Source organism: Alkalihalobacillus bogoriensis ATCC BAA-922 (assembly GCF_000621445.1).
Classification (GTDB): domain Bacteria; phylum Bacillota; class Bacilli; order Bacillales; family Bacillaceae_F; genus Bacillus_AO; species Bacillus_AO bogoriense.
This window is the reverse complement of record NZ_KK211277.1, coordinates 469,751-495,837: the sequence shown is the minus strand read 5'-3', so window position 1 is coordinate 495,837 and position 26,087 is coordinate 469,751. Positions and strand designations below refer to the sequence as shown.

General features: G+C 35.8%; 25 protein-coding genes and 1 riboswitch. Of the genes, 20 read left to right on the top strand and 5 right to left on the bottom strand.

The window, feature by feature from the left end:
• The first annotated feature begins 59 nt into the window (after nt 1–59).
• The 10 genes from T323_RS0118210 (at nt 60) to T323_RS27080 (ending at nt 11,939) form a co-directional block, all read left to right on the top strand.
• The gene (locus T323_RS0118210) at nt 60–1,079 is read left to right on the top strand and encodes a LacI family DNA-binding transcriptional regulator (protein WP_026674565.1); all 1,020 of its coding nucleotides are present in this window, start codon (nt 60–62) and stop codon (nt 1,077–1,079) included.
• Between the two features lie 293 nt (nt 1,080–1,372).
• Nucleotides 1,373–2,605, top strand: coding sequence for an ABC transporter substrate-binding protein (locus tag T323_RS0118205; RefSeq protein WP_026674564.1), 1,233 nt, complete (start codon nt 1,373–1,375; stop codon nt 2,603–2,605).
• 184 nt (nt 2,606–2,789) lie between these two features.
• Nucleotides 2,790–3,830, top strand: a complete 1,041-nt coding sequence (locus T323_RS0118200; RefSeq protein ID WP_026674563.1) for a LacI family DNA-binding transcriptional regulator — start codon at nt 2,790–2,792, stop codon at nt 3,828–3,830.
• A gap of 46 nt (nt 3,831–3,876) precedes the next feature.
• Entirely contained in the window at nt 3,877–4,743 is an 867-nt protein-coding gene (locus T323_RS0118195; RefSeq protein WP_026674562.1) for a carbohydrate ABC transporter permease, read from the top strand.
• Nucleotides 4,743–5,561 carry a carbohydrate ABC transporter permease gene (locus tag T323_RS0118190; RefSeq protein ID WP_026674561.1) on the top strand — a complete coding sequence of 273 codons (819 nt, stop codon included), beginning with the start codon at nt 4,743–4,745 and terminating at the stop codon, nt 5,559–5,561. Before T323_RS0118195 ends, T323_RS0118190 begins: the two co-directional genes overlap by 1 nt.
• A 22-nt stretch (nt 5,562–5,583) precedes the next feature.
• Nucleotides 5,584–7,770 carry an alpha-galactosidase gene (locus tag T323_RS0118185; RefSeq protein WP_026674560.1) on the top strand — a complete coding sequence of 729 codons (2,187 nt, stop codon included), beginning with the start codon at nt 5,584–5,586 and terminating at the stop codon, nt 7,768–7,770.
• 109 nt (nt 7,771–7,879) lie between these two features.
• Nucleotides 7,880–8,833 carry a carbohydrate kinase family protein gene (locus T323_RS0118180; RefSeq protein WP_026674559.1) on the top strand — a complete coding sequence of 318 codons (954 nt, stop codon included), beginning with the start codon at nt 7,880–7,882 and terminating at the stop codon, nt 8,831–8,833.
• On the top strand, nt 8,830–10,299 hold the full coding sequence (gtfA, locus tag T323_RS0118175) for a sucrose phosphorylase (RefSeq protein ID WP_026674558.1): 1,470 nt from the start codon (nt 8,830–8,832) through the stop codon (nt 10,297–10,299). The genes T323_RS0118180 and gtfA overlap by 4 nt, the downstream gene beginning before the upstream one ends.
• 404 nt (nt 10,300–10,703) lie before the next feature.
• The gene (locus tag T323_RS27085) at nt 10,704–11,108 is read left to right on the top strand and encodes a DUF5412 family protein (protein ID WP_035179159.1); all 405 of its coding nucleotides are present in this window, start codon (nt 10,704–10,706) and stop codon (nt 11,106–11,108) included.
• A 210-nt stretch (nt 11,109–11,318) separates the two neighbouring features.
• Nucleotides 11,319–11,939: a YitT family protein gene (locus T323_RS27080; protein ID WP_084309320.1), complete on the top strand. Its 621-nt coding sequence runs from the start codon at nt 11,319–11,321 to the stop codon at nt 11,937–11,939.
• Nucleotides 11,940–12,088: 149 nt separating this feature from the next.
• Here T323_RS27080 and T323_RS27075 read toward each other — a convergent pair whose 3' ends face one another.
• Together T323_RS27075 and T323_RS0118155 are read right to left on the bottom strand one after the other, a co-directional pair.
• Nucleotides 12,089–12,712 carry a magnesium transporter gene (locus tag T323_RS27075; protein ID WP_051556599.1) on the bottom strand — a complete coding sequence of 208 codons (624 nt, stop codon included), beginning with the start codon at nt 12,710–12,712 and terminating at the stop codon, nt 12,089–12,091.
• Between the two features lie 229 nt (nt 12,713–12,941).
• Nucleotides 12,942–13,109, bottom strand: a riboswitch (M-box (ykoK) riboswitch).
• Nucleotides 13,110–13,204: 95 nt separating this feature from the next.
• Nucleotides 13,205–14,434, bottom strand: a complete 1,230-nt coding sequence (locus tag T323_RS0118155; RefSeq protein WP_026674556.1) for a helix-turn-helix domain-containing protein — start codon at nt 14,432–14,434, stop codon at nt 13,205–13,207.
• A gap of 310 nt (nt 14,435–14,744) precedes the next feature.
• On the opposite strand from T323_RS0118155, the gene T323_RS0118150 reads away from it, so the two are divergent.
• The gene (locus T323_RS0118150) at nt 14,745–15,686 is read left to right on the top strand and encodes a glycoside hydrolase family protein (protein WP_051556598.1); all 942 of its coding nucleotides are present in this window, start codon (nt 14,745–14,747) and stop codon (nt 15,684–15,686) included.
• 260 nt (nt 15,687–15,946) lie between these two features.
• Here T323_RS0118150 and T323_RS0118145 read toward each other — a convergent pair whose 3' ends face one another.
• Together T323_RS0118145 and T323_RS0118140 are read right to left on the bottom strand one after the other, a co-directional pair.
• Nucleotides 15,947–16,141 (bottom strand): hypothetical protein, encoded by a 195-nt coding sequence (locus tag T323_RS0118145; RefSeq protein WP_026674554.1) that lies wholly within the window; start codon nt 16,139–16,141, stop codon nt 15,947–15,949.
• 131 nt (nt 16,142–16,272) lie between these two features.
• Nucleotides 16,273–16,845 carry a TetR/AcrR family transcriptional regulator gene (locus T323_RS0118140; RefSeq protein WP_051556597.1) on the bottom strand — a complete coding sequence of 191 codons (573 nt, stop codon included), beginning with the start codon at nt 16,843–16,845 and terminating at the stop codon, nt 16,273–16,275.
• 202 nt (nt 16,846–17,047) lie between these two features.
• Between T323_RS0118140 and kynU the strand changes: the two genes are divergently transcribed.
• Genes kynU through kynA form a run of 3 tightly spaced genes read left to right on the top strand, consistent with a single transcriptional unit; the run spans nt 17,048 to nt 19,822 of the window.
• Entirely contained in the window at nt 17,048–18,322 is a 1,275-nt protein-coding gene (kynU, locus tag T323_RS0118135; protein WP_026674552.1) for a kynureninase, read from the top strand.
• Nucleotides 18,323–18,333: 11 nt separating this feature from the next.
• Nucleotides 18,334–18,984: an arylformamidase gene (kynB, locus tag T323_RS0118130; protein WP_026674551.1), complete on the top strand. Its 651-nt coding sequence runs from the start codon at nt 18,334–18,336 to the stop codon at nt 18,982–18,984.
• 4 nt (nt 18,985–18,988) lie between these two features.
• Nucleotides 18,989–19,822 carry a tryptophan 2,3-dioxygenase gene (kynA, locus tag T323_RS0118125; RefSeq protein ID WP_026674550.1) on the top strand — a complete coding sequence of 278 codons (834 nt, stop codon included), beginning with the start codon at nt 18,989–18,991 and terminating at the stop codon, nt 19,820–19,822.
• A gap of 56 nt (nt 19,823–19,878) precedes the next feature.
• Here kynA and T323_RS0118120 read toward each other — a convergent pair whose 3' ends face one another.
• Nucleotides 19,879–20,151 carry a DUF4190 domain-containing protein gene (locus T323_RS0118120; RefSeq protein WP_026674549.1) on the bottom strand — a complete coding sequence of 91 codons (273 nt, stop codon included), beginning with the start codon at nt 20,149–20,151 and terminating at the stop codon, nt 19,879–19,881.
• Nucleotides 20,152–20,374: 223 nt separating this feature from the next.
• On the opposite strand from T323_RS0118120, the gene T323_RS0118115 reads away from it, so the two are divergent.
• The 6 genes from T323_RS0118115 to T323_RS0118090 all read left to right on the top strand — a co-directional run bounded on the left by T323_RS0118115 (nt 20,375) and on the right by T323_RS0118090 (nt 26,075).
• A complete protein-coding gene (locus T323_RS0118115) occupies nt 20,375–20,875 on the top strand; it encodes a cation:proton antiporter regulatory subunit (protein WP_026674548.1) in 501 nt (166 codons plus the stop codon).
• Nucleotides 20,875–22,035 carry a cation:proton antiporter gene (locus tag T323_RS0118110; protein WP_026674547.1) on the top strand — a complete coding sequence of 387 codons (1,161 nt, stop codon included), beginning with the start codon at nt 20,875–20,877 and terminating at the stop codon, nt 22,033–22,035. Before T323_RS0118115 ends, T323_RS0118110 begins: the two co-directional genes overlap by 1 nt.
• A gap of 41 nt (nt 22,036–22,076) precedes the next feature.
• Entirely contained in the window at nt 22,077–22,745 is a 669-nt protein-coding gene (locus T323_RS0118105) for a response regulator transcription factor (protein ID WP_026674546.1), read from the top strand.
• Nucleotides 22,745–24,100: a sensor histidine kinase gene (locus T323_RS0118100; protein ID WP_035179154.1), complete on the top strand. Its 1,356-nt coding sequence runs from the start codon at nt 22,745–22,747 to the stop codon at nt 24,098–24,100. The genes T323_RS0118105 and T323_RS0118100 overlap by 1 nt, the downstream gene beginning before the upstream one ends.
• Nucleotides 24,101–24,126: 26 nt before the next feature.
• Nucleotides 24,127–24,957: an SPL family radical SAM protein gene (locus T323_RS0118095; RefSeq protein WP_035179151.1), complete on the top strand. Its 831-nt coding sequence runs from the start codon at nt 24,127–24,129 to the stop codon at nt 24,955–24,957.
• Between the two features lie 410 nt (nt 24,958–25,367).
• Complete coding sequence (locus T323_RS0118090) at nt 25,368–26,075, top strand: GTP pyrophosphokinase (RefSeq protein ID WP_035179248.1); 708 nt, start codon at nt 25,368–25,370, stop codon at nt 26,073–26,075.
• The last annotated feature ends 12 nt before the right edge of the window (nt 26,076–26,087 follow it).

The following is a 26,087-nucleotide window of genomic DNA, read 5'->3' as shown; positions in this document are numbered from 1 at the left end:
CGAGTTCGAAGATAATAAACCTTGCTGTTTTAAATATATGTAATGGAATGGGTGAAATGATGGCGACAATAAAAGATGTTGCAAAGGAAGCAAATGTTTCCATATCAACAGTATCCAGGGTATTAAATGGTGATGAAACGATAACAGTTATGGATGAAACAAGACAGAGAATTATAGAAATTGCCAAGAAACTTAATTACTCACCAACTAAGCGTAAGAAAACAAAAGCAGTGCAGGAAGAAAAGGCCACCTGTATTGGAGTTGTCTTATGGGGCTCCAAGGACGATGAAATGAATGATCCTTATTATTTATCCATACGAGAAGGAATCGAGAACCAGTGTGCAGAAAAACAAATAGTTATTACAAAGCTAGTTCGGTTAAAAAATAAAGTGGAAACGGATTTAAATGAATTGGATGGTATTATTGTTATTGGTCGAATCGATCCAAATGAAATAAAAAGCATTTATGATAAGAGCCAAAATATTGTGTACATAAATGATTCTCCTGATCCAAATACATTTGATTCCGTTGTTGTTGATTTAGAAGAAGCAACAAAGAGCATTTTGAAATATCTAACAGAGATAGGACATAAAAAAATAGGATTTATAGCCGGAGCAGAATTTGTACAGAGGTTTCAATCCAAGGAAGAGTACGCCAGTGAGGCAAGAATAAAAGCATATCAGGAATTCATGACTAGTATTAATGGATATGATCCCGAACATGTATATATCGGAGATTGGACTACATATTCGGCATATGAACTCATGAAAAAAGCCATTAATAAAGGGAATTTACCGACTGCATTTTTTATAGCTAGTGATTCTATGGCAATAGGAGCTATCCGTGCGTTGTTTGAGTCGGGCATCCATGTTCCAGAAGAAGTATCGATTGTCAGTGTGAATGATATTGAACTTGCACAGTTTATGACGCCTCCCTTGTCTACTGTAAAAATATATAGTGAGCAACTTGGCAGAACAGCGGTTAACCTTCTAGCTGAAAGAATTGAAGGAAGGGAAATTCCATTAAAAGTCGTTGTACCAACCAAATTAATCATTAGAAATTCTAGTAAATCTATATAGTCTTGATAAAAATCATCTAATGAATAGGTGATTTTTTTTTTTTTTTGAACAAATAGAACCCCAGGTCCTTTAAGTAAAACAAAGAAAAAACATACGGAAAAACACTAATTTTTACTAAAAAAATATGTTAAATAACAAAAAAACTATTGAAAACGCATTCAATAGGTGATAAATTACAAATATAAAATAAAATCTATAGGAAAAAGAGGTAAAAAATATGGTAAAATAGAAAAGTTTTATTGGTGAGTTCTTTTATTTTTGTTTTTATTCTTAAAAATTCAGGGGGATGAAAAATGAAAAAACTATTTATTGGTATTTTAACAAGTGTATTAGCTATTTCTTTACTAACAGCATGTGGTAATAAAAATGGGGCAAACGAGGGAGAAGTAAATCTAGAATTCTTTCAATTCAAGCAAGAGGCTGTAGGCACTTTTAATACCCTAATTGAAAAATTTGAGCATGAAAATCCCGGTATTAAAATTACGCAAAATAATGTGCCCGAATCAGATACAGTTTTGTTATCAAGGTTAACCCAAAATGATGTTCCAGAAATCATGTCGATCAATGGCAATGTTACTTACGGTGAATTAGCTCGTGCAGGAGCTTTAAGGGATTTTTCAGAAGATGCTAACGTAAATCGCGTCATTCCTTCCTATATTGATATGCTACAAATGATTGTTGGTGATTATGAGCAAGTTTTTGGAATCCCTCATTCAGCAAACGCAAATACAGTTTTATATAATAAATCAATGTTTGAAGAATTAGGATTAGAAGTACCTGAGACATGGGATGAATTTATTGCTCTAGCGGAAAAAATTGAATCAGCTGGTGAAACCCCATTCTACTCCACGTACGGAGAATCCTGGACAGTTTTACCTCCACTAAACGCGTTAGCTTCTAACCTTCATGGTGATGATTTTTTTGAGAAGAGAAATATGGGGGAAACAACCTTTACGGAGCGGTATCGCGAGGTTGCTGAAAAGATGCTAACATTATTAGAATTTACTGACAACGATGTATTTGGTTCTAACTATCATCAAGGTAATACTGCTTTTGCAAATGGTGAATCGGTAATGTATATGCAAGGCGTTTGGGCTATTGGACCTATTAGAGAAGCTAATCCGGATATAGAAGTCGGAGCATTTGCGTTACCTGCAACAAATAATGTTGAAGCAAACCGTCTAATTTCTGGGGTCGATATCGTATTAACTATATCTTCTAATGCGAAACATCCAGAGGAAGCACAAAAGTTCTTAGAATTTTTAGTAAGAGAGGATAATATGGAATTCTATATTGAGGAACAAAAGCTGTTCTCGGCTATTGATGGTGTATTCCAGGAAGATTCAACTGTGATAGATTTACTTGCGTATTTTGAGGAAGGTAGAATTACGAGTTTTGCTGATCATTACTATCCGGGTGGAATGGGTGTAGATAATTTAGTGCAAGAATTATTGATAGACGGGAATGTAGATAAGTTCCTTGAGACAATGGATACCGAATGGGATAAAATAAAAGCCCGTCAATAAACAAGAGTTAGGCTGCGTAAAAACGCAGTCTTTTTTTTGTTCTAATAAGTAAAAACATTGAGTAAAAAACAAGTAAAAATAAGTAAAATGTATTGAAAATTGATTAAATAAGTGATAAATTAAAAATGTAGAAGGAAAACAGGTAAAAAACCAAAAAAGTTTTAGTGAAAAAGAGGGATGTTGAATGAGTACGATTACAGATGTAGCTAAAAAAGCAAACGTCTCCATTTCTACCGTTTCAAGAGTGCTAAACAACGATGAAACAATAACTGTTATGAATGAAACACGAGAGCGTATTATACAGATTGCAGAAGAATTAAAATATTCCACCCCTAAGAAAAAAACAACAAAAAGGAAAGACACAACGAACAATTATCAGATAGGGGTTATTATGTACGGTTCAAAAGAAGATGAGAATAGTGACCCCTTCTTTCTAGCCATTCGAGAAGGGGTGGAAAAACAATGTGAAGAGTCAGGAATAGCCATATCTGAATTAATCCGATTACGCAATTCCACTCCATCCTCAACTCTTCATGAATTAGATGGCATCATTGTTATAGGCAAGATTGATCCGAAGGAAATAGAGGCGGTTTATCCAAAATCGAATCATATTGTGTATATCAATGATTCCCCCAATCCAAAGTATTATGACTCTATCATTTCTGATTTACATATGGCAGCAAGTGAAGTATTACATCACTTGTCTTCTCTTGGACATGAGAAAATAGGATTTCTTGGTGGATATGAGTATGTTCAAAGATTCAACAATAATAAAAAAAAATACGTTCAAGAAACACGAAGAGAAATATACGAAAAATGGATGAAAGAAAAAAAATTATACTATCCAGACTATGTTTTTCTTGGTGATTGGACAACGGTTTCTGGCTATTCGCAAATAATGGCGGCCATAAAAAAAGGAAATCTGCCTACTGCTATTTTTGCCGCAAGTGATCCGATGGCGATAGGTGCTTTGAGGGCTCTCAACGAATGTGGGATTAGAGTACCAGATGATATGGCTGTTGCAAGTATTGATGATATTGATATTGCGGGTTTCCTTAATCCACCGTTAACGACAGTAAAGATTTACACAGAACAAATGGGGAGAACAGCAGTGAATATGTTACTAGAACGAATCCATGGAAGGGAGGTCCCCGTAAAAATTGTTTTTCCTACCTCACTAATTATACGAGAGTCATGTGGCTATGTTTTGGAGAAAATGCAGTAATGTTATTTACAATAGAAAGAAATAACCCTTTGAAGGAGAGTTGAAGATGAAAACACTTAAATCGAATGCCTACCTCTTCATGGTGCTGCCAGCGGTCCTACTATTTTTCTTTTTTCATACATTTCCAGCTTTACAAGGTATCTTCTACAGTTTTACTAACGCAAGAGGATATGGAAGTTGGGACTTTATTGGTTTGCAAAACTATTTCCATGTTTTTCAGGATACAAGAGTAAGAGATGCTTATACATTTACTTTTAAGTTTGCGATTGTTTCTACCATCTTAGTAAACATTTTTAGTTTAATAATTGCACTAGGACTAAATGCAAAAATAAAATTTCATAAAACGTTACGTGGCCTTTATTTTATGCCGAATATTTTAAGTATATTAATTGTAGCTTTTATTTTTAATTATATTTTTTCCGTGTTCATTCCAACAATTGCAAGTGAAGCTGGTATTGAAGCTTTATCTATCAGTATTTTAGGAAGGACGGATCTAGCTTGGGTTGGAGTAGTTGTAGTCGCAGTTTGGCAAGCGACAGCATTTAATACAATTCTTTATTTAGCAGGGTTAGCGACTATAGACCAAGGTTTATATGAAGCGTCTAATTTAGATGGAGCGAATAAGTGGCAAGAGTTCTGGAAGATTACTTTTCCGCTTATTGCGCCGTTCTTTACTATCAATATGGTATTAGCAATGAAAAATTTTTTAATGGTATTTGACCACATTATTGGGTTAACAGGTGGGGGGCCAGGGCGAGCAACTGAATCTATCTCCATTTTAATTTATCGTGGAGGATTTCAAGGAGGAGAATTCGCTTACCAATCAGCAAATGCCGTTCTTTACTTTATCGTAATATTAGCCGTATCTATTTTTCAAATTCGAACGTTGCAGAAGAGGGAGGTTGAAATGTAATGAGACAAAAAACAAATTGGGTCGTTACTATTCTCCTTATTATAGGAAGTATAACCATTTTATTTCCATTGTATATTACGATTGTCAATGCATTTAAAACGCCACAGGAGACAGCAAAATCCATTTTGGCGTTACCGCAAAACTTTAGTTTTGATAATTTCACAAGGGCGATAGAGATGACAAACTTTTATCAAGCTTTTGGAAATAGTTTTTACATTACCTTGTTTACAGTTATCTTAACGGTTCTAACAAATGCTATGGTTGCTTATGCTATTGCCAGAAACATGCATAGGAGAGCCTATAGGTTTTTATTTTACTATCTAGTTAGTGCAATGTTCATTCCATTTCCAATTATTATGTTACCAATTGTTAAGCAAATGAGTTCGTTAGGGTTAACAAATCCAACGGGGTTAATCATTCTTTATGTAGTATATGGACTATCCTTCAATGTGTTCTTATATGTGGGTTATATCAAAGCGATTCCAAAAGAACTAGAGGAGGCAGCTATTGTAGATGGATGCAGTCGATGGGGAGTGTTTTGGAGAATTATTTTTCCGCTCTTAACTCCGATGAATGCGACTGTAGGTATCCTGACTACATTATGGGCATGGAATGACTTCTTGCTCCCATTAGTTCTATTGTCTGAACGTTCGCATCAAACGTTACCACTTGTACAATATGTATTTCAATCACAGTTTAGTGTGAATTATAATTTAGCGTTTGCATCCTATATTCTAGCTTTACTTCCTATGATTCTCGTGTATTTATTCTTACAAAAATGGATTATCAGTGGAGTCATGAAGGGTGCAATCAAATAAATAAATTACTCGGAGGTTAACCATGTCTATACATTATTTTGATACAACAAAAACATTTCATTTAACAGCAAGGAACACGAGTTATCTCTTTCAAGTAGTGAAAGAAGGATACTTAGCTCACCTGTATTGGGGGAAAAAAATCAAAGAATACAATCATTCCAATGAATTACGTTTTGTCGATCGAGCTTTTTCTGGAAACACTGTTGCAAGAGACCGTTCCTTTTCTTTGGATACTTTACCGCAAGAATATCCATCCTTTGGGCATACGGACTATCGTAATCCTGCTTTTCAAGTAGAGTTAGAAAATGGTTCTACAGTAACGGATCTTCGCTATGTATCCCACCAAATTACGAAGGGGAAACCGAAACTTGACGGACTCCCAGCTACATATGTAGAAGACATAGAAGAGGCGGAAACCCTTGAAGTTGTTCTAAAAGACCGTTTAACCAACTTAACTGTTATTCTAATTTATACCGTATTTGAAAATTTTAATGCCATAACAAGGTCTGTCCGGTTTGAAAATAATGGTACTGATAATCTTAGACTGTTAAAAGCTTCTAGTGCAAACGTAGATTTTAGAGAATCTGATTTTGACCTCATTAGTTTACCAGGCGCTTGGGGGAGGGAACGATATGTTTCTAGAACAGCTTTAAGAGATGGTATCCAGTCTGTAGGAAGTCGTCGAGGAGCAAGTAGTCACCAGCACAATCCATTTATGGCACTAGTAAGTAAGGAAACGAATGAAAATTATGGGGATGTATTTGCCTTTAACTTTGTATATAGTGGGAATTTTTTAAGTGCCGTTGAGGTGGACCAATTTGGCTATTCTCGTGCAACAATAGGGATTAACCCATTTGATTTCTCTTGGCTATTGGAGCCTAAGGAGGTATTCCAAACACCAGAGGTTGTGATGGTGTATTCTGGAAGTGGATTAACAGAGATGTCCCACACATTCCATGAACTTTATCGTACACGATTATGTCGTGGGGAGTTTCGTGATAAGGTACGCCCTATTTTAATTAATAACTGGGAAGCAACGTATTTTAATTTTAACGAACAAAAGATTGAACAAATAGCTAAATGTGGGAAAGATTTAGGGATGGAGTTATTTGTTCTTGATGATGGCTGGTTTGGGAAAAGGGATGACGATACGACTTCACTTGGAGATTGGATTGTTAATCAAAATAAAATTCCAAACGGTTTAAATGCATTAGCTCAAAACATTTGTGACATGAACATGGAGTTTGGGCTTTGGTTTGAGCCAGAAATGATTTCTGTCAATAGTAACCTCTATAAGGAGCATCCAGATTGGTGTATTCACGTTCCGAATCGAAGAAGATCTGAAAGTAGACAACAATTAATTCTAGACTTCTCAAGAAAAGATGTGTGTGATGAAATTATAAAAAGAATCTCCAGTATATTAAAGAGCGCACCAATAACGTATGTGAAGTGGGATATGAATAGACATATGACAGAGGTTGGCTCAGCCAGTTTACCACCTGAACGTCAAAGGGAAACAGCTCACCGTTACATGATTGGGTTATATCGAGTCATGGAGGAAATCACAACGAAGTTCCCGCATATTTTGTTTGAAAGTTGCTCTGGTGGTGGAGGAAGGTTTGATCCGGGTATTCTACACTACATGCCTCAAACGTGGACGAGTGATAATACAGATGCGATATCCCGATTAAAAATTCAATATGGAACAAGCTATGTTTATCCTACGATTTCTATGGGGGCACATGTGTCAGCTGTTCCTAATCATCAAGTACACCGGAACACTTCATTGGAGGTGAGAGGGCATGTAGCCATGTCAGGCAATTTTGGTTATGAACTTGATGTGACAGAGCTGAATCAGGAGGAACAGGAAAAAATATCCGAACAAGTATCTTATTATAAAGAAATTCGACCAGTGATCCAATTTGGTCATTTCTATCGGCTACTTAATCCTTTCGCTGGAAATGAAACAGCCTGGATGAATGTATCTCCTAATAAAGAAGACGCAGTATTCATGTACGTAAAGGTATTGGCAGAGCCAAATGAACCATATAGAAAACTACGACTAAAAGGGTTGGATCCTGAGAAAAAGTACCATGTAGTGGAATTAGATAAGACATATTACGGTGATGAATTGATGCAAGTAGGAATTAATATTCCTGCTATGGACGGAGATTTCACGAGCATCATGTGGAGATTTAAGGCTGAGTGACACCTTATATGGAGTGACTGTTGAAATGGCACCACCATAATTGGGATATTAAAGTCTCAACTTGTAGGGTAAATTCTATGAAGTGAAAATAAAGAGGAGTCTGTGGGGTATGATGAAGTTTGATGAAAAAATAGAGTTTCCAATGAAACGAAATGATCTCTTAACGGTTGGTGAGATTTTAGTAGATATGATTTCTGCTGATTATGACGATAATTTTGAATGTAGCACCTTCCATAAATATTTTGGGGGGTCCCCATCGAATATTGCTATAAACGTTAAACGTTTAGGACTCAATCCTCTTGTAGCGTCCGCTGTTGGAAAGGATGGGTTAGGTTCCTATTTAATGGACCATCTTCAATCAGCCGGAGTCGATATCTGTCATGTTCAGAAGGTAGATTATGCCACAAGTATGGTATTAGTGACAAAAAGCCAAAACAGTCCAATACCCATTTTTTATAGAGGGGCTGACTATCGCTTAATGTACACGGCTGAGCTAGAGAAAGCTGTTATAGAGTCGAAAATTATTCATTTCTCCTGCTGGCCTATTTCTCGAATGCCGATGCGTTCTACTATAGAAAAAATAATAAATCTAGCCCAAAAACAACGTATTTTAATTGGGTTTGATCCTAATTATCATCCTATGATCTGGGAAATGGGAGAAGACGGAATTTCCTATGTGAAGTCGATTATTAAACATGTGGATATCGTTAAGCCTTCTGAAGATGACGCTGAAAGACTTTTCGGTAAAGATACAAATGAGAATCAAGTGGAGAAGTTTCTGAAACTAGGGCCAAAACTCGTTATTATGACTCTTGGAAAAGAAGGAGCTATCGTTTCCAATGGGAAGGAGACATTAAAATTTCCTAGTTTTGCAAAAGAAGTGGTAGATACCACTGGAGCTGGAGATGCATTCTGGTCAGGGTTCTATACAGCGTTAGTAAAAGGGTTTTCCTTGAGAGAAGCGTTAGAGTATGGCTTTGCTGTTAGTGCCTATAAACTACAATTTACTGGCGCGGTAGTTGAACTTCCAAAACTTGAAGAGATAGGGAGGAATCATGAATGAGATTAAAAAATCAAGTGCAACTTATCACCTATCCCGATTCCCTGGGAGGCGATTTAGGTACATTAAATAGAGTTTTGACTACGCATTTTATTAATATTTTCAAAGGTGGTGTGCATATTCTACCTCCTTTTCCTTCGTCAGGTGATAGAGGATTTGCTCCATTAACCTATTTAGAAATTGAGCCAAAATTTGGGAGTTGGGATGATATTAAAAGCATTGGTGAGAATCATGATGTTCTGTTAGATTTAATGGTCAATCATATATCTCAACAGTCGTCTTATTTCCAAGATTTCTTAAGGAAGGGGAGATATTCTGAGTATGCGGATTTATTCTTAACATTGGATAAAATATGGAAAGATGGAGTTCCTGTACAAGAGGATATAGATAAAATGTTCTTACGTCGTCCAGTACCGTACTCAACCTTTTATATTGGAGAAATTGGTTTGGAAGAAAAAGTGTGGACGACATTTGGAAAGACTGATCCTTCTGAGCAAATTGACTTCGATATTCATTCGGATAAAGTAAGACAATTGTTTACGGAATTTTTCTTGAATTTCAAGAAAAATAATGTAAAGATTGTCAGGTTAGATGCAGTTGGATATATTATAAAAAAACTTGGAACGAGTTGTTTTTTCGTTGAACCAGATATTTATAAATTTTTAGATTGGATAAAAGAGCTTGCAGATTCCTTAGAAATTGAATTACTGCCTGAAGTGCATTCCCACTACTCCATTCAATATAAACTAGCGGAGTATGGTTGTTGGATTTATGATTTCATCCTGCCATACCGGATCCTTGACACGTTGGTAAACAAATCTAGTCGTGCTTTAGTTGAGTACTTGAAGAATCGACCAGAAAAGCAGTTCACCATGTTAGATTGTCATGATGGAATTCCTGTTAAACCGGACTTGGATGATTTAATAGATACAAAAGAAGCTCGAGAATTAGTGGACATTTGCCTAGACAGAGGAGCTAACTTGAGTCTTATAGTATCCGATGAACATAAGGATGAAGACGGATTTGACGTTCACCAGATTAGGTGTTCCTATTATTCTGTCCTTAACTGTGATGATGATGCTTATTTAGCGGCAAGAGCTATTCAATTCTTTGCACCGGGAATTCCTCAGGTTTATTATGTCGGGTTTCTTGCTGGTGAAAATGACGAGGACAAAATGAAATCTATAGGGGACGGCAGGGAAATAAATCGTCACAATTTTACGGTTAAGGAAATTGAACAATGCTTAGAAAAAGATGTAGTTCAAAGACTCATAAAACTCATTCGATTCAGAAATGAATATGAAGCTTTTAATGGAGGTTTCCAGGTGCAAGACATTTCCAATGATGAAGTGAACTTATCTTGGGAAAAAGATGAGAAATATTGCAGATTAAATATTAACCTTATTACAATGGAAACTGTTATTGACTATGTTGATATAGAAGGTAAAACAGTTCAATATCATGTGTAACTATTTGTTCGTGCTTTTTTTGTAAAATTGCAGTAACGATTGATAATGGTATGGTTATTATAGTCGTTTAACTTGAAAAAAGTACCTACCTCTACAATACTATTGGAGATAGGTACTTTTTGTTTTGCAAACGCCTTATCGATGATACATAGTGATAAAATCCCTCTATAATTCCATTCGATAGAAAATTAGATTATAAATTTAATTATTACCTATTAGTGAGTTTTATAAAGAAATGAAATAGAACAAGTAACACAGTTAGTGAACGTGAATTTATTGTAAATTGTAATAAATGTAAAATCACGTTGATTATTGATATTCGCTAGGCTATTATTATCTTATTCGATAAGAGAGGTCATAAAGTATTTGGGATAGATATTAGTTAAAGATAGGATGGTCTGAGGATGGCTAACAAGAAATTTCGTACTCGCTTGTTCGTAATATTATCTGGTTTTTTGTTGATACTTTTCATATTCTTTTATGGTGTGAATAAGATGTTTTTTTCAACAGATTTATCAAATATAAATGGTACATTTGAGTTACAGGAAAGTATAGATTCTCCCGACGGTACTTTTACTGCTAATGTGTATCTAGTAAATGCACATTCCACTGTAAAGTATTCGTTAGCGGTTGGAATTGATTCGAATAATGAAAAGTTTCCAGAATTAAATGATAAGATCATTTATTGGCATTATCCAGAGTCAGAGTATGATGTAGAATGGCTAGATGATGAAACCATTATCATTAATGGAACTCATTTAAATATTTTTAAAGATACATATCATTGGAGAAAAGACGGTAAGAATTAGGAGTATTCTTTTCTCACTACTCTAAATAAGAGATTCCGAAGCTCTTAGAAAGTTTTTATGCTAGTATATCAAGTAAGCTTGCTTTAAACGTCCATTTACAAGAAGCGATAGAAAGTAAAAATTTGAACAATACATTCTCAAAATATCGTATTATTGTAGGAAGAGTCTATGGTATGAGCTATTATGTTGAGGATTTGGACGGGAGATTTCATGAAGTTAGTTGGTTTTTCAAAACAGGAATGTTATCGATATTTTTCTTTAACAGTAGGTGGCATGATACAAGGCTTAGCAATGGGCATTTTTTTATTCCCTCATGACATTCCATCTGGAGGGGCTGCAGGTTTAGCCTTACTATTAAATTATGGGCTTTTGTTGCCTCTTGGGGTTGCCTTATGGCTTGTTAATGGTTTAATGCTCCTATTTTCAGTTAAAATATTTGGTCGTTGGTGGACCGTTCGCACGATGTATGCAGTTACGGTCACATCTGTGACTGTGAGTGTGATACCTACTTTTTTGTCACTTGGAAACATGAACTTATTTTATTCGTTACTAGTAGGTGCGTTGTTGTTCGGAATGGGAGTCGGGATTCTAATAAGAAATGGTGCTTCTAGTGGTGGTATGGTTATTTTAGCCTTGTTCATCGCAAAGAAGAAAGACTACCCACCAGGAAAAACGATGTTTTGGGTGAATTTATTTATCTTTATATTAACAGCTACTGTTATAAAAATTGATATTGTTTTGTACGCCATTGTTTGTCAATGGTTATCAACAAAAGTCATTGATGGCCTTCAAATAGTAAAGGTTCAGACTGTCAGTACTCATGATGCTTAGGAAAAGGAGAGGCGTTGTTTGACTATCCAAACGCCTCACTTTTCAATTATCAATTAAAATGATTGATTAGCCTGTGAACTCCAATCAATAATCATTGCTTGAGAAGACAAGTTATTTTATAAGTTCTACTAATGTTCAATCGTGTATTTTTACATTAAATGAGCCAATAGTACCGAAGCTAAACCAAAATAAATTAATAGCCCCGTAACATCTTTAATGGTTGTAATAAAAGGGTCTGAACCTGCAGCTTGGTCGAAACCTAATTTGACAAGAATATAAGGAATTAAGAAACCAATTGTAGTTGCTATTGTAACTGTGAAAAATAGTGATAAGCCAACAACAAGACCAAGTGCAAAAATCCCTTGCCATAAGTAAGCAATTAAACACGCGGCAACACCAAGTACGGCACCCATACTTATACCGACAAGCACTTCTTTTCCAAGATGCTTTTTCCATTTATCAAATGATATTTGTCCTAATACAAAAGCTCTTGTAAAAATCGAGGAAGATTGTGTCCCTGCATTTCCACCCATATCCATGATAACCGGGATAAATACAGCCAAGATCACAATGGCTTCTAAAGCCTCTTCAAATGCACCGACGACAGCTCCCGCAAGCATCCCACCGATTAGTGTAATAATTAAAAAAGGTAGACGGACTTTCCAAATTTGAAAGACTGATCCGTTCACTAATACATCACTTTTGATAGTTTCTTTTTCTTTATACTCTTGTAATTCTTGTTGCACTTTTAAATCTAATTCTACTTTTGCCATCATTGTTTCCTCCTTGGGACATGAATTGGCTCCATGTCCAATTGATTTTGTTAAGCTTACTAAAACAAGAAAAAAGAAATAAATCAGGTTCCGGACTACTATCCAATTCATACCACCCCCTAGGAAGAATTATTGTAAAAGGAAATGAAAAACCACCTTCAAATGAATGAAGGTGGTGATTTGCACAGCAAAAACACAGATCTGTACAAAAAAACAATACAAATCTAAACATTTCCCTCCATTCGTAGAGCTTTAGCACTGTGCGGCATAGGATAAATATCCAGCTACGTTAAAAACCACCTTATGTCGATGGTTTCTGTTGACCCATTGGCGTCTTTGGACATTTTTGGGCAGCAGCATATCTCCAGCACAGGAGCCTCACCTAACGAGGAATTTTCAATTTTTTACAATATTGATACTAAATTAAAGTTATAGAAGTGTCAATAGTTTTTTTATTAAGAATTTTAAGAGATGATATAAGATACAGTGCCATTAATTTTGATAGATTAACACATTCTCCTTTCGATATTGACTAGGGGTTAATCCGGTATGTTTTTTAAAAGCGCTAGCAAAATAACTCTGGTCACCGAACTGTAAAAGATTACAAATTTCAGAAATTGTATATTCACTTTGCAACAGTAATTTTTTGGCTTCGTTTAATTTTTCCTGTTGTATGTATTTCCCGAGAGAAAGGCCGGTTTCTTTTTTAAATAATCGAGATAAGTAAATAGGATTAAGGTGAACTTTTTTAGCGATAACATCAATCGTTAGCTTCTCAAAAATATGATTAAAAATATAGTTTTTACATATTGCGATTGTTTTTGAATGATTTTTTAATTTACTAGCATGAATACGGTCTGTTAGCTCAAACATATATTCTCTTGTTAGAAGGAAAATCATCTCTACATTTTGAACTTCTTGTGTATCTTCAATGCGTTGAATATAAATATCACTCATCGTTAAAACAATTTCAGGATAAAGTCCACCTTCAATGGCAGCTCTTGAAGCAAGTGCGATCCCGATGATGCAGTAGTTTTTTACATGCCGTAGATGGCTTGTTTTCGATAAGAGCCCAATTCTGTCTACATTTATTTGGTTTAAGTGTTCTTCCAGCTTATCTTTTTTTCCTTCCCGAATGTATTGCCATATATATTGCTCTTGGTGATAATCCATATGAAACCGCCCATCAAGCCGGCGTATTTGTAATTCTTTTTCAATCTTTACTTTATCAATATTCACCAGCTTGGATTCTTGCTGAAGAGAAGGGAGGTCTAATTTTTGAAAGAAGAACAAAAAGTAAGCATGTTGAGCTAGATGGAGTAAGTCCTCTTGCTTTAGTTTTGTTAAGCTTTGAAAGTAATAAAGTAAATCGGAATGTAAGTACGATGGGATTTGATAATCAAATAAAAGACCAGAAATCATTTCTTCTGCCACATCATCGGTTAAAAAAGGACCGATAAGCAAAGTTCCGAGTTTTTTATGATTCTTTTCAACATGAATTAGGAAAAATGTCTCAAACATAGTTGTTTTAAAATGAGGATAACATGGCTTGTCATTCTCATTTAGCAAGGTGGAAATGAGTTCATGTTTTGTCAAGTAAATCGGATTTAATACAGAATTGTATTCAAACATGATGTTCTTTTCTGTCCCGATAAACATAACAGGTACTTTATATGAGTTTTGAAGAAGATTAAGTAAAAATTGTATATGATTAGAATCCAATGGAACAACACCTCGTTAAAAAGTGTGATATAAATTTTAATATAATAATAATTATTATCATATTTTACCATGTTCAATATAATGAAAAATGAGTAAGAATAACCTAATTATTCCAAAAGTTTTTTCAGATCAGTTAACTACTGTGTCTAAAGAACTGATTTGTAAAAAAGACTAGCAACGGATTCCAAAGTCAGATAGTACGGTGTATCTATAAAAAATAGTGAAATTCTTTTGAAAATAAACAAATTGTGTAAGAGAAAGAGGAATCAGTTTGTATGAAAAGAGAATAAAACTGAAAGGAGGAATGAAAATGAACGAAAAAAAGAAAGAAAGCTATGCACATGTTCCATTGTTTCGTGATCCGATTTATGACGGGGCTGCGGATCCTACGATTATATGGAATGAGCAAGAAAAACAATGGTGGGTGATTTATACAAATCGAAGAGCGACAGCGCCGGGTATCGGGGTTTCATGGGTTCATGGTACATCACTAGGTATAGCCTCATCTTCTAATGGGGTTAATTGGAAGTATCGTGGGATAATAGAAGGGTTAGAGGTAGAGCAAGGCCACAATACATTTTGGGCTCCTGAGATTGTTTTCGTAGATGGAATGTATCATATGTATGTCAGTTACATTCAAGGAATACCAACAGATTGGCCAGGAGTTGAACGGGAGATAAGACACTATACAAGTAAGAATTTATGGGATTGGACGTATCAATCTCCGTTACACCTAAGCTCGAACTTTGTTATAGATGCGGCCGTCCACCAACATCCAGATGGAAGTTATCGATTATGGTATAAAGATGAAGCCCATGATTCACATACATATGTTGCAAAAAGTGATGACTTATACGAATGGGAAGTCATCGGTCCAGTTATAACAGGTTTTCCTCATGAAGGAGCGAACGTATTTTATTGGAAAAGTTCATATTGGCTTATCGTTGACAGTTGGAAAGGGCAGGTTGTCTTTCGCTCAAGTGACTGTGAGAATTGGGAAAAAAATTCAAAGATTCTCGATGAATTCGGTCAGCGGGAAGATGATTATGATTATGGTCGTCATGCTGATGTCCTCGTCCATAATGAAGAAGCTTATATATTTTACTTTACTCACCCTGGTGTTCATAAACAAACAACCGGAGATTCATCTGAAAGCAAACGGTCGAGCATCCAAGTTGCAAAATTAGAGCTAAAAAATGGGATTATTAAATGTAACCGGGATGAATCCCTGATGATGAATTTGAAGAAATGATATATTTTGAAAGTAGAAAAACCGGTAGAGAGGGTTCTGCTGTTTTTTGGCGGGGAGTTTGCTCTATAGGACAAAACACATGTGAAAAAGAAAAGAAGTGTCCAATAGAATTAGGTAACAAAAACCTTCCTGCCCGCCTATAAGGAAAAGCCAATAATACTCCACATTCGTCTTACATTGTCACGCACTCGAATAAAATTAGTATGTGCTTTTATGTAGTTCCCCGAACAGCAAAACCATTAGCTGTTCGGGGGAGGCAGTTAGTTACGGAATTGGTCCATTGCTTTTTGAATCGGTTGCATCATGTTGTCCATCATTTGGTTATTGTTGTCGCCATTGTTTCCGTTGTTTCTGCCACGCATTAAGCCGTAAGCTGCTGCACCAACTCCCACTCCAACGAGTGTTACCATTAATGGTGTGTTACCATTTTTCTTATTTCGTCTCATTCCAAACATACAAACATCTCCTTTTATTTTTTTTACAGAAGTGAAAAAAGTGTTTGAACGATACCATCAAACACTTTTAGTATTGAGAGTTGTCTGAATTTAAAACGAGGATTTCGTTTCCAAGTTAGTTCGAAATTGATTTAAAAATGATACAATCCACGAGTATAAAGAATGGTCATATGACTTACAATGTCATCGATGTCTTCAGTGTTTCCTGAAACGAGTTCCCACATAAACATTTCGTTTGTATAAAACCAAGATCGTGCAACGATGGAAGGTTGTAATTCTGTATTGGCCAGCGCTTTTTCTTGGACATAATGAATATCATTTGTAATGTTCTCAATAAATCGATTTCGAATGGAAAGCCAATGTTGTTCAACTACAGGTGAAAAACCTATCGCTTCTTTAATTAGTTTCATTAAGTCTTTATTATCTAACGCTAAAGTTAAGAAAAGCTTAACTTGATTTCCAATTAAATGCTGAGCTTCTGTTTTTGAAGATGGTGTAAAGGGCATTGTTGCCACTTTGTAAAATTCGTCCATCGTTTCCTGCATAATTTCAACTAAAAAGTCATCTTTATTTTTAAAATATACGTAAGCCGTACCATAACCTGTTTCGGCGTGTTTAATTATTTGTTGGATTGTTGATTTTTGGAAGCCTTGTTCAAAGAAAACTTCCTTTGCTGCTTTCACTAATTTCTGTTTTGTCTCCATTGCTTGTAATTGCCGCTTCGTTTTCAGTTTCCTCACCTACTCTATCTAGCTTACCCAATAAAATAGCATACATTGTGGGAAAAGGAAAGATGATAAGAACAGAGTATCGACAAACTTAACAATTCATTGACATAATGTCATTGACAATATGTCAATGAAGAAAATATAATGGTTTTATCATACAGCAAAAGGGGCGCTTGGAATGAGTGAAAAAAAGAATACGGCCGAGTTTGCACATAAAAAGGATAAAGAAGATCCATTGTTTAAGTATCGAGATGAATTTTATATTGGAGAAGGTATATATTTAGATGGCAATTCGCTTGGGTTATTGTCAAAGCGTGCAGAAGAAACATTACTCATCGTCTTAGATTCATGGAAACAATATGGCATTGATGGTTGGGTAGAGGGGAAACATCCATGGTTTTATATGTCAGAATATTTAGGCGAACAACTGTCATCACTTGTTGGCGCGAAAGCTAAAGAGGTTATTGTTACCGGTTCAACAACGGTCAACATTCATCAGCTCGTGTCTAGCTTTTACAAGCCAACAAAAGAACGGTATAAAATCTTAGCAGATGACGCGACATTTCCTTCTGATATTTATGCGTTAAAAAGTCAAATTACATTAAATGGCTTTGACCCACAGACGGCGTTACATAAAGTTGAAAGTCAAAAAGGACTATTGCAAGAAGAAGATATTATCGCTGCCATGACAGATGATGTAGCTCTTATTTTCTTACCAAGTATCCTTTATCGAAGTGGTCAAATATTGAATATGAAACGCTTAACAGCACAAGCACATAAGCGAGGCATCGTTATCGGTTTTGATTTATGTCATTCGATTGGCTCTATCCCGCACGAATTACATGAGTGGAATGTAGACTTTGCTGTTTGGTGCAATTATAAGCATTTAAATGGAGGACCAGGTGCGGTTGGTGCGCTCTTTGTTCATGAAGAGCATTTTGGGCAAGAACCAGGGTTAGCTGGATGGTTTAGTTCAAAAAAAGAAGTTCAATTTGATATGAGTCACGATTTAGATGCTGCAGTTGATGCGAGTGCGTATGAAATTGGAACACCGCATATTTTAAGTATGGCTCCGTTACTTGGTTCCCTGGAGATGTTTAATGAAGTAGGAATGGAAAACATCAGGAAAAAATCATTACAATTAACACAATATTTCCTTGATTTACTTGACCTTGAATTAAAAGAATATGGATTTCAATTAGCGAGTCCGAAAGAGGAAGAAAAACGTGGCGCTCATATTTTACTTGAGCATGAGCATGCGGCTAGCATTTGCAAAGCATTAAAGCAGGCGGGAATTGTTCCGGATTTCCGGGCACCGAATTTTATCCGACTTGGTCCAGTTGCTTTGTATAATACTTTTTTTGATATTTGGAAAACCGTTGAAACGTTAAAAGAAATTATGGAAACGAAAGAGTATGAAAAGTTTGCGAATACTCGTGGGATTATTGCGTAATGAGGTGAAACATGAAAAATAAAAAATGGATTGATATTTCACAGCCTTTACACAAGAAAACGGCTCACTGGCCAGGGGATACGCCTTTTTCCTATGAAACCATTTATCGGAAAAAGGATACGGGTTCGGTTAATATTGGAAAAATGACAATGAGTTTGCATAGTGGGACACATATTGATGCTCCCTTTCACTTTTTAGATGATGGTGACGCTGTGACCGAACTTGATGTAAATCGATGTATCGGTCCTTGTTTATTAATCGATGTAAGTCATATGGATGAAATTGGAGTCGAAGCTTTACAACAACAAGATTATACGGGAGTAGATAAAGTGTTATTCCGAACAGCAGCTTGGAAAGATAGAACAGTCTTTCCAACAAAGATTCCCGTCTTGTCACTAGGGGCCATCGATTATTTACATAACCAAGGGATAACGTTAATCGGTGTTGATTTACCATCAGTTGATCATATTGATAGCAAAGAATTACCACGGCATCATCGTATCCATCAAAATGGAATGTATATTTTGGAAAATGTCGTATTAGATGATGTCTCACCTGGCATATATGAACTAATTGCCTTGCCACTACCGATTGAACAGGCAGATGGGAGTCCAGTCCGGGCTGTCATTACACCTCTTTCAACTGCAAAAGGAATGGAGTGAAACAATGAAACGACCTACAGATAATGAGAAACAGATTGAAACCAATTTTTCTGAAAAAATGACGTACGGGGATTATTTACAGTTAGATACGCTGCTCTCTAGTCAAAATCGACTATCAGATCACCATGATGAAATGTTATTTATCATCATTCATCAAGTGAGTGAGCTATGGATGAAACTGACTTTACACGAATTAGAAGCAGCAAAACAAGAGATTATGGATGGTAACTATGACGTTAGCTTTAAAAAACTGGCGCGTGTCTCACAAATTCAATCGCAAATCATTAAAGCATGGGATGTATTATCGACATTAACTCCTGCAGAATATCTTGAATTTCGAGATAAACTAGGGAGCTCATCAGGATTTCAATCGTTTCAGTATCGTTTAATTGAATTTGCACTTGGAAACAAAACAGATTATATTTTAAAAATTTATGAAAAAGACAAAGAACTATTACAAAAACTAACAAAGGCATACCATGAGCCAAGCATTTATGATGTGTCGGTTGCAGCACTACACCGTGCCGGATTTTCGATCCCTCATGAGGTGTTGAATCGGGATGTTACACAGCCTTATGAAGAAAATGAAGCGGTAAAAGAAGCATGGAAAACAGTGTATCAGCAAACAGATAAATATTGGGATTTATATCAACTAGCAGAAAAGCTTGTTGATATAGAAGATAGTTTACAGCAATGGCGATTCCGTCATATGAAAACAGTAGAAAGAATAATCGGATTTAAAATTGGCACGGGTGGGTCATCAGGTGTGAATTATTTAAAACAAGTGTTAGAACAACAATTTTTTCCGGAACTATGGAATTTACGAACGGAGTTATAAAAATAGGAGAAGCATCCGGATATTACCATCGGGATGCTTTTTTATTACTATCATTTTTAGCCAATCACAGATTGCGTTGCAGAGTAAAAAGTAATAAGTCCAAGCACTCCGAAAAGTTGAATTACAATTCCGATCGTGCTACAAATTAAACCTGACGTTGCTAAGCTTTTCCCATCTTCACTTGTCTTTTCCATTTGTTTTACAGCTTTTCTTGATGCCACTACTCCGAAAATACCAAGAACTAGACCCAAAAATGGTAAAAGTATTGAAAGAACACCCATAGTTAAAGAAATAACAGCTTGACTATTTGTTTTCGTTTGACTAACCATAACATTTTCCCTTCTGCTATAAATTGATTTAAAAAAGAAATATTAAATTCGATAATCTGTTTTTAAAAAGTGGAAGTATCCCTTGTTCATTTATCCTTTTTTGATAAATATAACATTTTTACAAGTGGAGTGGATCGATTATCGCTTTAAAAAAGTTAATTCATATTCAGTTCATAATCCCTTTCTATAATCAAAAAGCACAGAACATAAGGGGGACGAACGAATGAAAATGAATATGAGTGAACTACCAGGAGTCGGAAAAAAAATCTCGTTTATAAATGCAGAAAATCAACTGATGGCTGTTGTTTTCCATCATACGGGCAAAAGGGAGCTTTATTTTTTTGAAGATGCTGATGATGATGAAGCTAGCTTTACGTATCGATTAACATCTGATGACACGAAGCAAGTAGCAACGCAATTACTTGGAGCTACGTTTAGTCCATTGGAACATGAAACAATTGAAAAAATAAAAATGGCGAGGAAACAAATTATTGTAGAATGGGTCGAGTTAACAAAACAATCCCCTATTATTGGTTGGCATATTTCATTACTAAAAGAAAAAATGCCGGTAGGAGCAAAGGTAATTGGTATTTTTCGAGATGAAGATTTTCTAGTCGATGATGAATTTGATTATTTGCTTGAAGCGAATGATACGATTATGGTCGTTGGAAAAAAAGAAGCAGTGGCACAATTTGAGCAACTTTGTGAAGGGAAGAATAACTAATGGAATTTCCTGAACTATTAAGTGCCGGCTTAATTCTACTACTATTGTTCTTCGTTGGTTTTCTTGGTGTGAAAATTAAAATACCAAATGTTATTATTTTTATTATTACCGGAATAGTGATTAGTGGAATATTGACAGATACACATTTGCTTCATTTTGCAGGGGAAATTGGAATTGTCTTGTTGTTTTTTATGCTAGGTATGGAATTTCCGATTAAGCAGTTGCTTACTGTTGCAAAAAAAGTAGTAAAAGCAGGGGTACTTGATGTTGTATTATGTTTTGGTGTCACGATTGGGATATGTTTACTTGCTGGTCTTGACCTTGTTGCATCCTTAATTATCGGTGGTGTATTATATGCAACAAGCTCATCAATAACGGCTAAAATGCTTGAAAGCTCAAAGCGATTAGCCAACCCAGAATCAGAATTCATGTTAGGATTATTAATATTTGAAGACCTTGTTGCACCCATTTTAGTTGCAGTGTTAGTTGGTGTTACTGCCGGGGCAACACTAACATACTCATCGATGTCATTGTTGATTGTTAAAGTCATGTTACTAGTTGCCGGTGCTGTTTTGTTAGGACATTTTCTTTTTAGTAAGCTTGGCCCGTTTTTTGACCGATATATGAATGAAGATATTTTCTTATTATTTGTCATTGGACTAGCTCTTGCTTATGGTGGATTCGCTCTTTATCTAGATTTATCTGAAGTATTAGGAGCGTTTTTAGCAGGAATTATGTTAGCGGAAGTGAAACGTACACATGAGTTAGAAGAGCTTGTTGTCCGTTCAAGAGATTTACTTATGCCGTTATTTTTCTTATATTTTGGAACGACGATAACGTTACAAGAGGGAGTTCCTATGGTCGGTCTATTGTTCTTATTACTTGTTTGGTCGATTATTGCTAAAATCATCGTCGGGTATTTAGGGGGACAATGGTATGGGCTATCAAAGCGAGTGTCGCTTCGAGCAGGACTTTCCTTAACGCAACGCGGGGAGTTTTCCATCATTATTGCAGCGTTAGCAATCGGGACGATTCAATCGTTTAGTAGTATATTTATTCTATTATCTGCTTTAATTGGTGTCGCTTTATTTCAACTTGCCCCTTCGATTTCCAAGAAAATATATGGTCGGAAAAAACTACGGATGAAAGAGATATACTAAAGAGTTGAGGATGAACAACAGTTACGAGAGGAGGGAACCGCATGAACACGATTTTAGTTGTTGATGATGATGCGCATATTCGAAAATTAATGAGGTTATATCTAGAGGATAGTCAATTTACTGTGATTGAAGCAGCCGACGGGAAAGAAGCGCTAGATATTCTTTCTCGGGTCAACGTTCAACTCGCTATAGTTGATGTCATGATGCCACATGTCGACGGAATTGAGTTAACAGAAGATATTCGTTCTTTTTTAGATATTCCCATTTTAATGGTAACAGCAAAAGGGGAATCTCAAGATAAAGTAAGAGGGTTTCAAGCAGGTACGGATGATTATGTCGTGAAGCCATTTGACCCGGTCGAACTAATTTTGCGAGTAAAAGCATTGTTAAAACGGTATAATGTTTCATCTGAAAAAACAGTAACAATCGGCTCTGCTACGATTGATATTGACCAACTTATTGTCACTTCAAATGCATTAACGATATCGTTAAAGAAAAAAGAGTGTGAATTATTGTTTATGCTAGCAAGTTCACCAGGAGTTATTTTTACACGCTCCCAATTGATCGAGAAAATATGGGGATATGATTATGAAGGTGATGAAAGAACAGTGGATGTCCATATTAAACGGCTTCGTGAACAACTGAATCCGATTACTGATATAGCCATATCGACGGTTAGAGGGCTTGGATATCGCTTGGAGGTCGTATAGTGTTTAAGCGTAGCTTGTATATCCGTTTTATTAGTATATTTATTGGTGTTGTCCTTTTTAGTATTCTTCTTTCCTATGTCATCTCTTCTTTGTTTTTTCATAGTGAAGTGATTTTTGAAGAAGAAGTGTCCAGTATTACAAAGGGCATTGCCACCCTTGTGGAGCTTGCAGAGCCAGAAACGATTCAGGAATTTGCAGAAACAATACAAACTTATTTTTTTGATATGATTATTGTGGATGAAGCGGGTGTTTCGGTTATTGAAGACGCACCTGAATTTTACTTGTCAGAAGAGGCAGTCGAGCAAGTGTTTCTAGGACAGGAGACTCCTGTCATCTTGCCATTTGGTAGTCGCCAAGAAACGCGAATGGTAGGGATGCCGGTTGAAATCGAAAACGAACGATATGCTTTATTTATTCATATTGATTATGAGGAACAAATGGATGCAATTAAAGAAATTATGATAAGAGCGCTCCTTATTGTGTTGGCATTCGGAAGTTTCATGATTTTATTAGCATCTCGGCATTTAATAAATCCAATAAAGAAATTAACCAATGCAGCAAGAGAGATGGCAAAAGGGAATTTTTCCATTCGATTAAAAAGTAAAGACAAAGATGAAATAGGTGAACTCATTACGAGCTTTAACCATATGGCGACAGAAGTTGAAAAAATTGATAAAATGCGGGAAGACTTTGTGAGCAGTGTCTCCCATGAAATTCAATCACCACTGACGAGTATTCGTGGTTTTACAAAAGCATTACGAGATGGGGTCATTCCACAAGAAAATCAGCGAGAATATTTCGATATTATATATCAGGAGACAGACAGACTTTCTCGTTTAAGTGATAATTTATTGCGGTTATCTTCACTTGAGTCAGACCAGCATCCTTTTCACCCTGAACGGTACAGAGTGGATGAACAAATAAGAAGAATCGTTCTAGCAACTGAACCTCAATGGGAACAAAAACAGCTAACGATTTCTTTAGATTTACAGTCAACTTGGATTAAGGCTGATGAAGATTTATTTGAACAAGTTTGGCTTAATCTTTTGAACAATGCCATTAAATATTCACCTGAGGGCGGCACGATTTCAATTGAAGTGAAGCAAGAAGACGACTATGTCGTTGTTAGCATTCAAGATGATGGAAAAGGCATACCTAGTGAAGCATTTCCACGTTTATTTGAACGATTTTACAAAGTGGATCGAGCACGAACAAATCAAATGCCCGGGAATGGTCTTGGCTTATCCATTGTCAAAAAAATTATTGACCTTCATCAAAGTTATATAGAAGTGGAAAGTGAAGTTGGTAAAGGATCGACATTTACGGTTTATATATCACATGAGGAAAAGGACTAATACTGGATATGAGGGAAGGAGCCATTATGAAAAGAGAATTGGAGGTTAACTATACTACACCGTCTCGGATATTAACAGCAACGGGTGGTTTTTTAAGTGGATATAGTCATTCTTTAAACCCTTATACAGGTTGCTCCTTTGCTTGTTCGTATTGCTATGTGAGAAAAAGTCCTGTTGGTTTATTTAGAAGGCAAGAGTGGGGTACATGGGTGGATATTAAACAATCGTCTCAAGAAAAATTAAAACGGGAAATTGCAAATGTAAAAAAGAAAGGCAAGGAAGTAACGATTTTCATGTCTTCTAGTACAGACCCTTATCAACCGATTGACTATAAAGAAAAAAGAACCCGTCATATATTAGAAGCCTTGGTGGAAGCTCCACCAGACTTTTTATTCATTCAAACGAGAAGCTCTTTAGTCACACGTGATATAGATGTGATTACTAAGTTAGGAGATAAGGTGAGGGTGAGTATGACAGTAGAAACAGACTGTGATTCGATTCGAAAAAGGTTTAGCCCGTATGCCCCTCCCATCCAAGCACGATTAAAAGCGATTTGGAAGTTACGAGAAAGCAATATTCCTGTACAGGTCGCCGTATCACCGGTTTTACCGTTCACGAATCAATTTCCGAAAATGCTATCAAAGCTAGTGGACCGAATCGTAATTGACGATTATTTTTCCGGAGATGGAAGTCATGGCAAAAGAACGGAAAAGCTAAATATAAAAGAATTGTATGATGAAGGAGAAAGAAAACTGTGGTATGGAAAACAAACACATCAACATGCTTTTCAGCTTTTTCAAGATTCGTTTAACCGAGAACAAATCCTGTTTAGTCAAGAGGGGTTCTTACCCGGTTAAAATCGGAGATAAGATGTGTTTGCTAGAAAAATAATAGAACTCGTTACGGACATCTGTTCCGTTAATCTAGCAATTTACGTGAATATTACAAGGTTTTCGGTCATCTGTTCCGTTAATGAGCTATAAAACAGCCTTCCACGACCTTCCAACGCAAAATAACGAAATAGATGTCCGAACGGAAATGAAAAACCCTAGTATTTGTCTAAATAGCGGAACGTATGTCCGTAAAAATTTAAAACTCCTTGTTGTTGGTTCATATTCAGTTCATATTCCGAGATTATACTTAACGTATAGAAATAAAACCAAAGGGGATAGCGAAGATGGAGATGAATCTAGCTTTAGATGGCCTACAGCCACAACAAAAGGAGTTTATTCATTTGGTTGACTCAAACATTGTAAATGTTGATAAAATGAAACAAGTAAAAACAGAATTAACACGCTTTATGATGTTGTATAAATTTGCACTTGAAGAAATGAATACGAAGATTGATATATTAAAACAAGAATTTCAATATATACATGAATACAATCCGATTGAACATGTGAAATCTAGGGTAAAGTCACCTGAGAGTATTTTAAAAAAAGTCTATAAAAAAGGATATGACCTTTCGCTTTCATCGATTAAAGAAAATGTTAAAGATATTGCCGGAATTCGGATTACATGCTCTTTTATTTCTGATATATATGAATTAAGTCAGATGCTTCAAAATCAACAAGATATTACCGTTATTGAAGTGAAAGATTATATAAAGAAGCCCAAACCAAACGGTTATCAAAGCTTACATGTAGTGTTGCAAATTCCGATATTTATGTCTGACCGTGTGGAACATGTCTATGTTGAACTTCAAATTCGCACAATCGCCATGGATTTTTGGGCGAGCTTAGAACATAAAATTTACTATAAATACAACAAAACCGTTCCGACACATTTAGTAGAGGAGCTAAAGAAAGCTGCTTTATCAGCTGCTGAGCTTGATGAAAAAATGGAAAGAATTCATAAAGAAATGAATGCGGTAAAAGAAGAAAATAAAGAAGAGTTCAATATGAATGAACTTGCGATTAACAATGAAAAATTTGCGTTACCTTATGAATTACTCCATTCTTTTTTGAAAAAGTAACAAGAAAGGATG

What these genes read in the sequence shown, in the direction of transcription:
- T323_RS0118210 (WP_026674565.1), top strand. Translation starts at nt 60, where the DNA reads ATGGCGACAATAAAAGATGTTGCAAAGGAAGCAAATGTTTCCATATCA.
- T323_RS0118205 (WP_026674564.1), top strand. Translation starts at nt 1,373, where the DNA reads ATGAAAAAACTATTTATTGGTATTTTAACAAGTGTATTAGCTATTTCT.
- T323_RS0118200 (WP_026674563.1), top strand. Translation starts at nt 2,790, where the DNA reads ATGAGTACGATTACAGATGTAGCTAAAAAAGCAAACGTCTCCATTTCT.
- T323_RS0118195 (WP_026674562.1), top strand. Translation starts at nt 3,877, where the DNA reads ATGAAAACACTTAAATCGAATGCCTACCTCTTCATGGTGCTGCCAGCG.
- T323_RS0118190 (WP_026674561.1), top strand. Translation starts at nt 4,743, where the DNA reads ATGAGACAAAAAACAAATTGGGTCGTTACTATTCTCCTTATTATAGGA.
- T323_RS0118185 (WP_026674560.1), top strand. Translation starts at nt 5,584, where the DNA reads ATGTCTATACATTATTTTGATACAACAAAAACATTTCATTTAACAGCA.
- T323_RS0118180 (WP_026674559.1), top strand. Translation starts at nt 7,880, where the DNA reads ATGATGAAGTTTGATGAAAAAATAGAGTTTCCAATGAAACGAAATGAT.
- gtfA (WP_026674558.1), top strand. Translation starts at nt 8,830, where the DNA reads ATGAGATTAAAAAATCAAGTGCAACTTATCACCTATCCCGATTCCCTG.
- T323_RS27085 (WP_035179159.1), top strand. Translation starts at nt 10,704, where the DNA reads ATGGCTAACAAGAAATTTCGTACTCGCTTGTTCGTAATATTATCTGGT.
- T323_RS27080 (WP_084309320.1), top strand. Translation starts at nt 11,319, where the DNA reads ATGAAGTTAGTTGGTTTTTCAAAACAGGAATGTTATCGATATTTTTCT.
- T323_RS27075 (WP_051556599.1), bottom strand. Translation starts at nt 12,712, where the DNA reads ATGGCAAAAGTAGAATTAGATTTAAAAGTGCAACAAGAATTACAAGAG.
- T323_RS0118150 (WP_051556598.1), top strand. Translation starts at nt 14,745, where the DNA reads ATGAACGAAAAAAAGAAAGAAAGCTATGCACATGTTCCATTGTTTCGT.
- T323_RS0118145 (WP_026674554.1), bottom strand. Translation starts at nt 16,141, where the DNA reads ATGTTTGGAATGAGACGAAATAAGAAAAATGGTAACACACCATTAATG.
- T323_RS0118140 (WP_051556597.1), bottom strand. Translation starts at nt 16,845, where the DNA reads ATGGAGACAAAACAGAAATTAGTGAAAGCAGCAAAGGAAGTTTTCTTT.
- kynU (WP_026674552.1), top strand. Translation starts at nt 17,048, where the DNA reads ATGAGTGAAAAAAAGAATACGGCCGAGTTTGCACATAAAAAGGATAAA.
- kynB (WP_026674551.1), top strand. Translation starts at nt 18,334, where the DNA reads ATGAAAAATAAAAAATGGATTGATATTTCACAGCCTTTACACAAGAAA.
- kynA (WP_026674550.1), top strand. Translation starts at nt 18,989, where the DNA reads ATGAAACGACCTACAGATAATGAGAAACAGATTGAAACCAATTTTTCT.
- T323_RS0118120 (WP_026674549.1), bottom strand. Translation starts at nt 20,151, where the DNA reads ATGGTTAGTCAAACGAAAACAAATAGTCAAGCTGTTATTTCTTTAACT.
- T323_RS0118115 (WP_026674548.1), top strand. Translation starts at nt 20,375, where the DNA reads ATGAAAATGAATATGAGTGAACTACCAGGAGTCGGAAAAAAAATCTCG.
- T323_RS0118110 (WP_026674547.1), top strand. Translation starts at nt 20,875, where the DNA reads ATGGAATTTCCTGAACTATTAAGTGCCGGCTTAATTCTACTACTATTG.
- T323_RS0118105 (WP_026674546.1), top strand. Translation starts at nt 22,077, where the DNA reads ATGAACACGATTTTAGTTGTTGATGATGATGCGCATATTCGAAAATTA.
- T323_RS0118095 (WP_035179151.1), top strand. Translation starts at nt 24,127, where the DNA reads ATGAAAAGAGAATTGGAGGTTAACTATACTACACCGTCTCGGATATTA.
- T323_RS0118090 (WP_035179248.1), top strand. Translation starts at nt 25,368, where the DNA reads ATGAAACAAGTAAAAACAGAATTAACACGCTTTATGATGTTGTATAAA.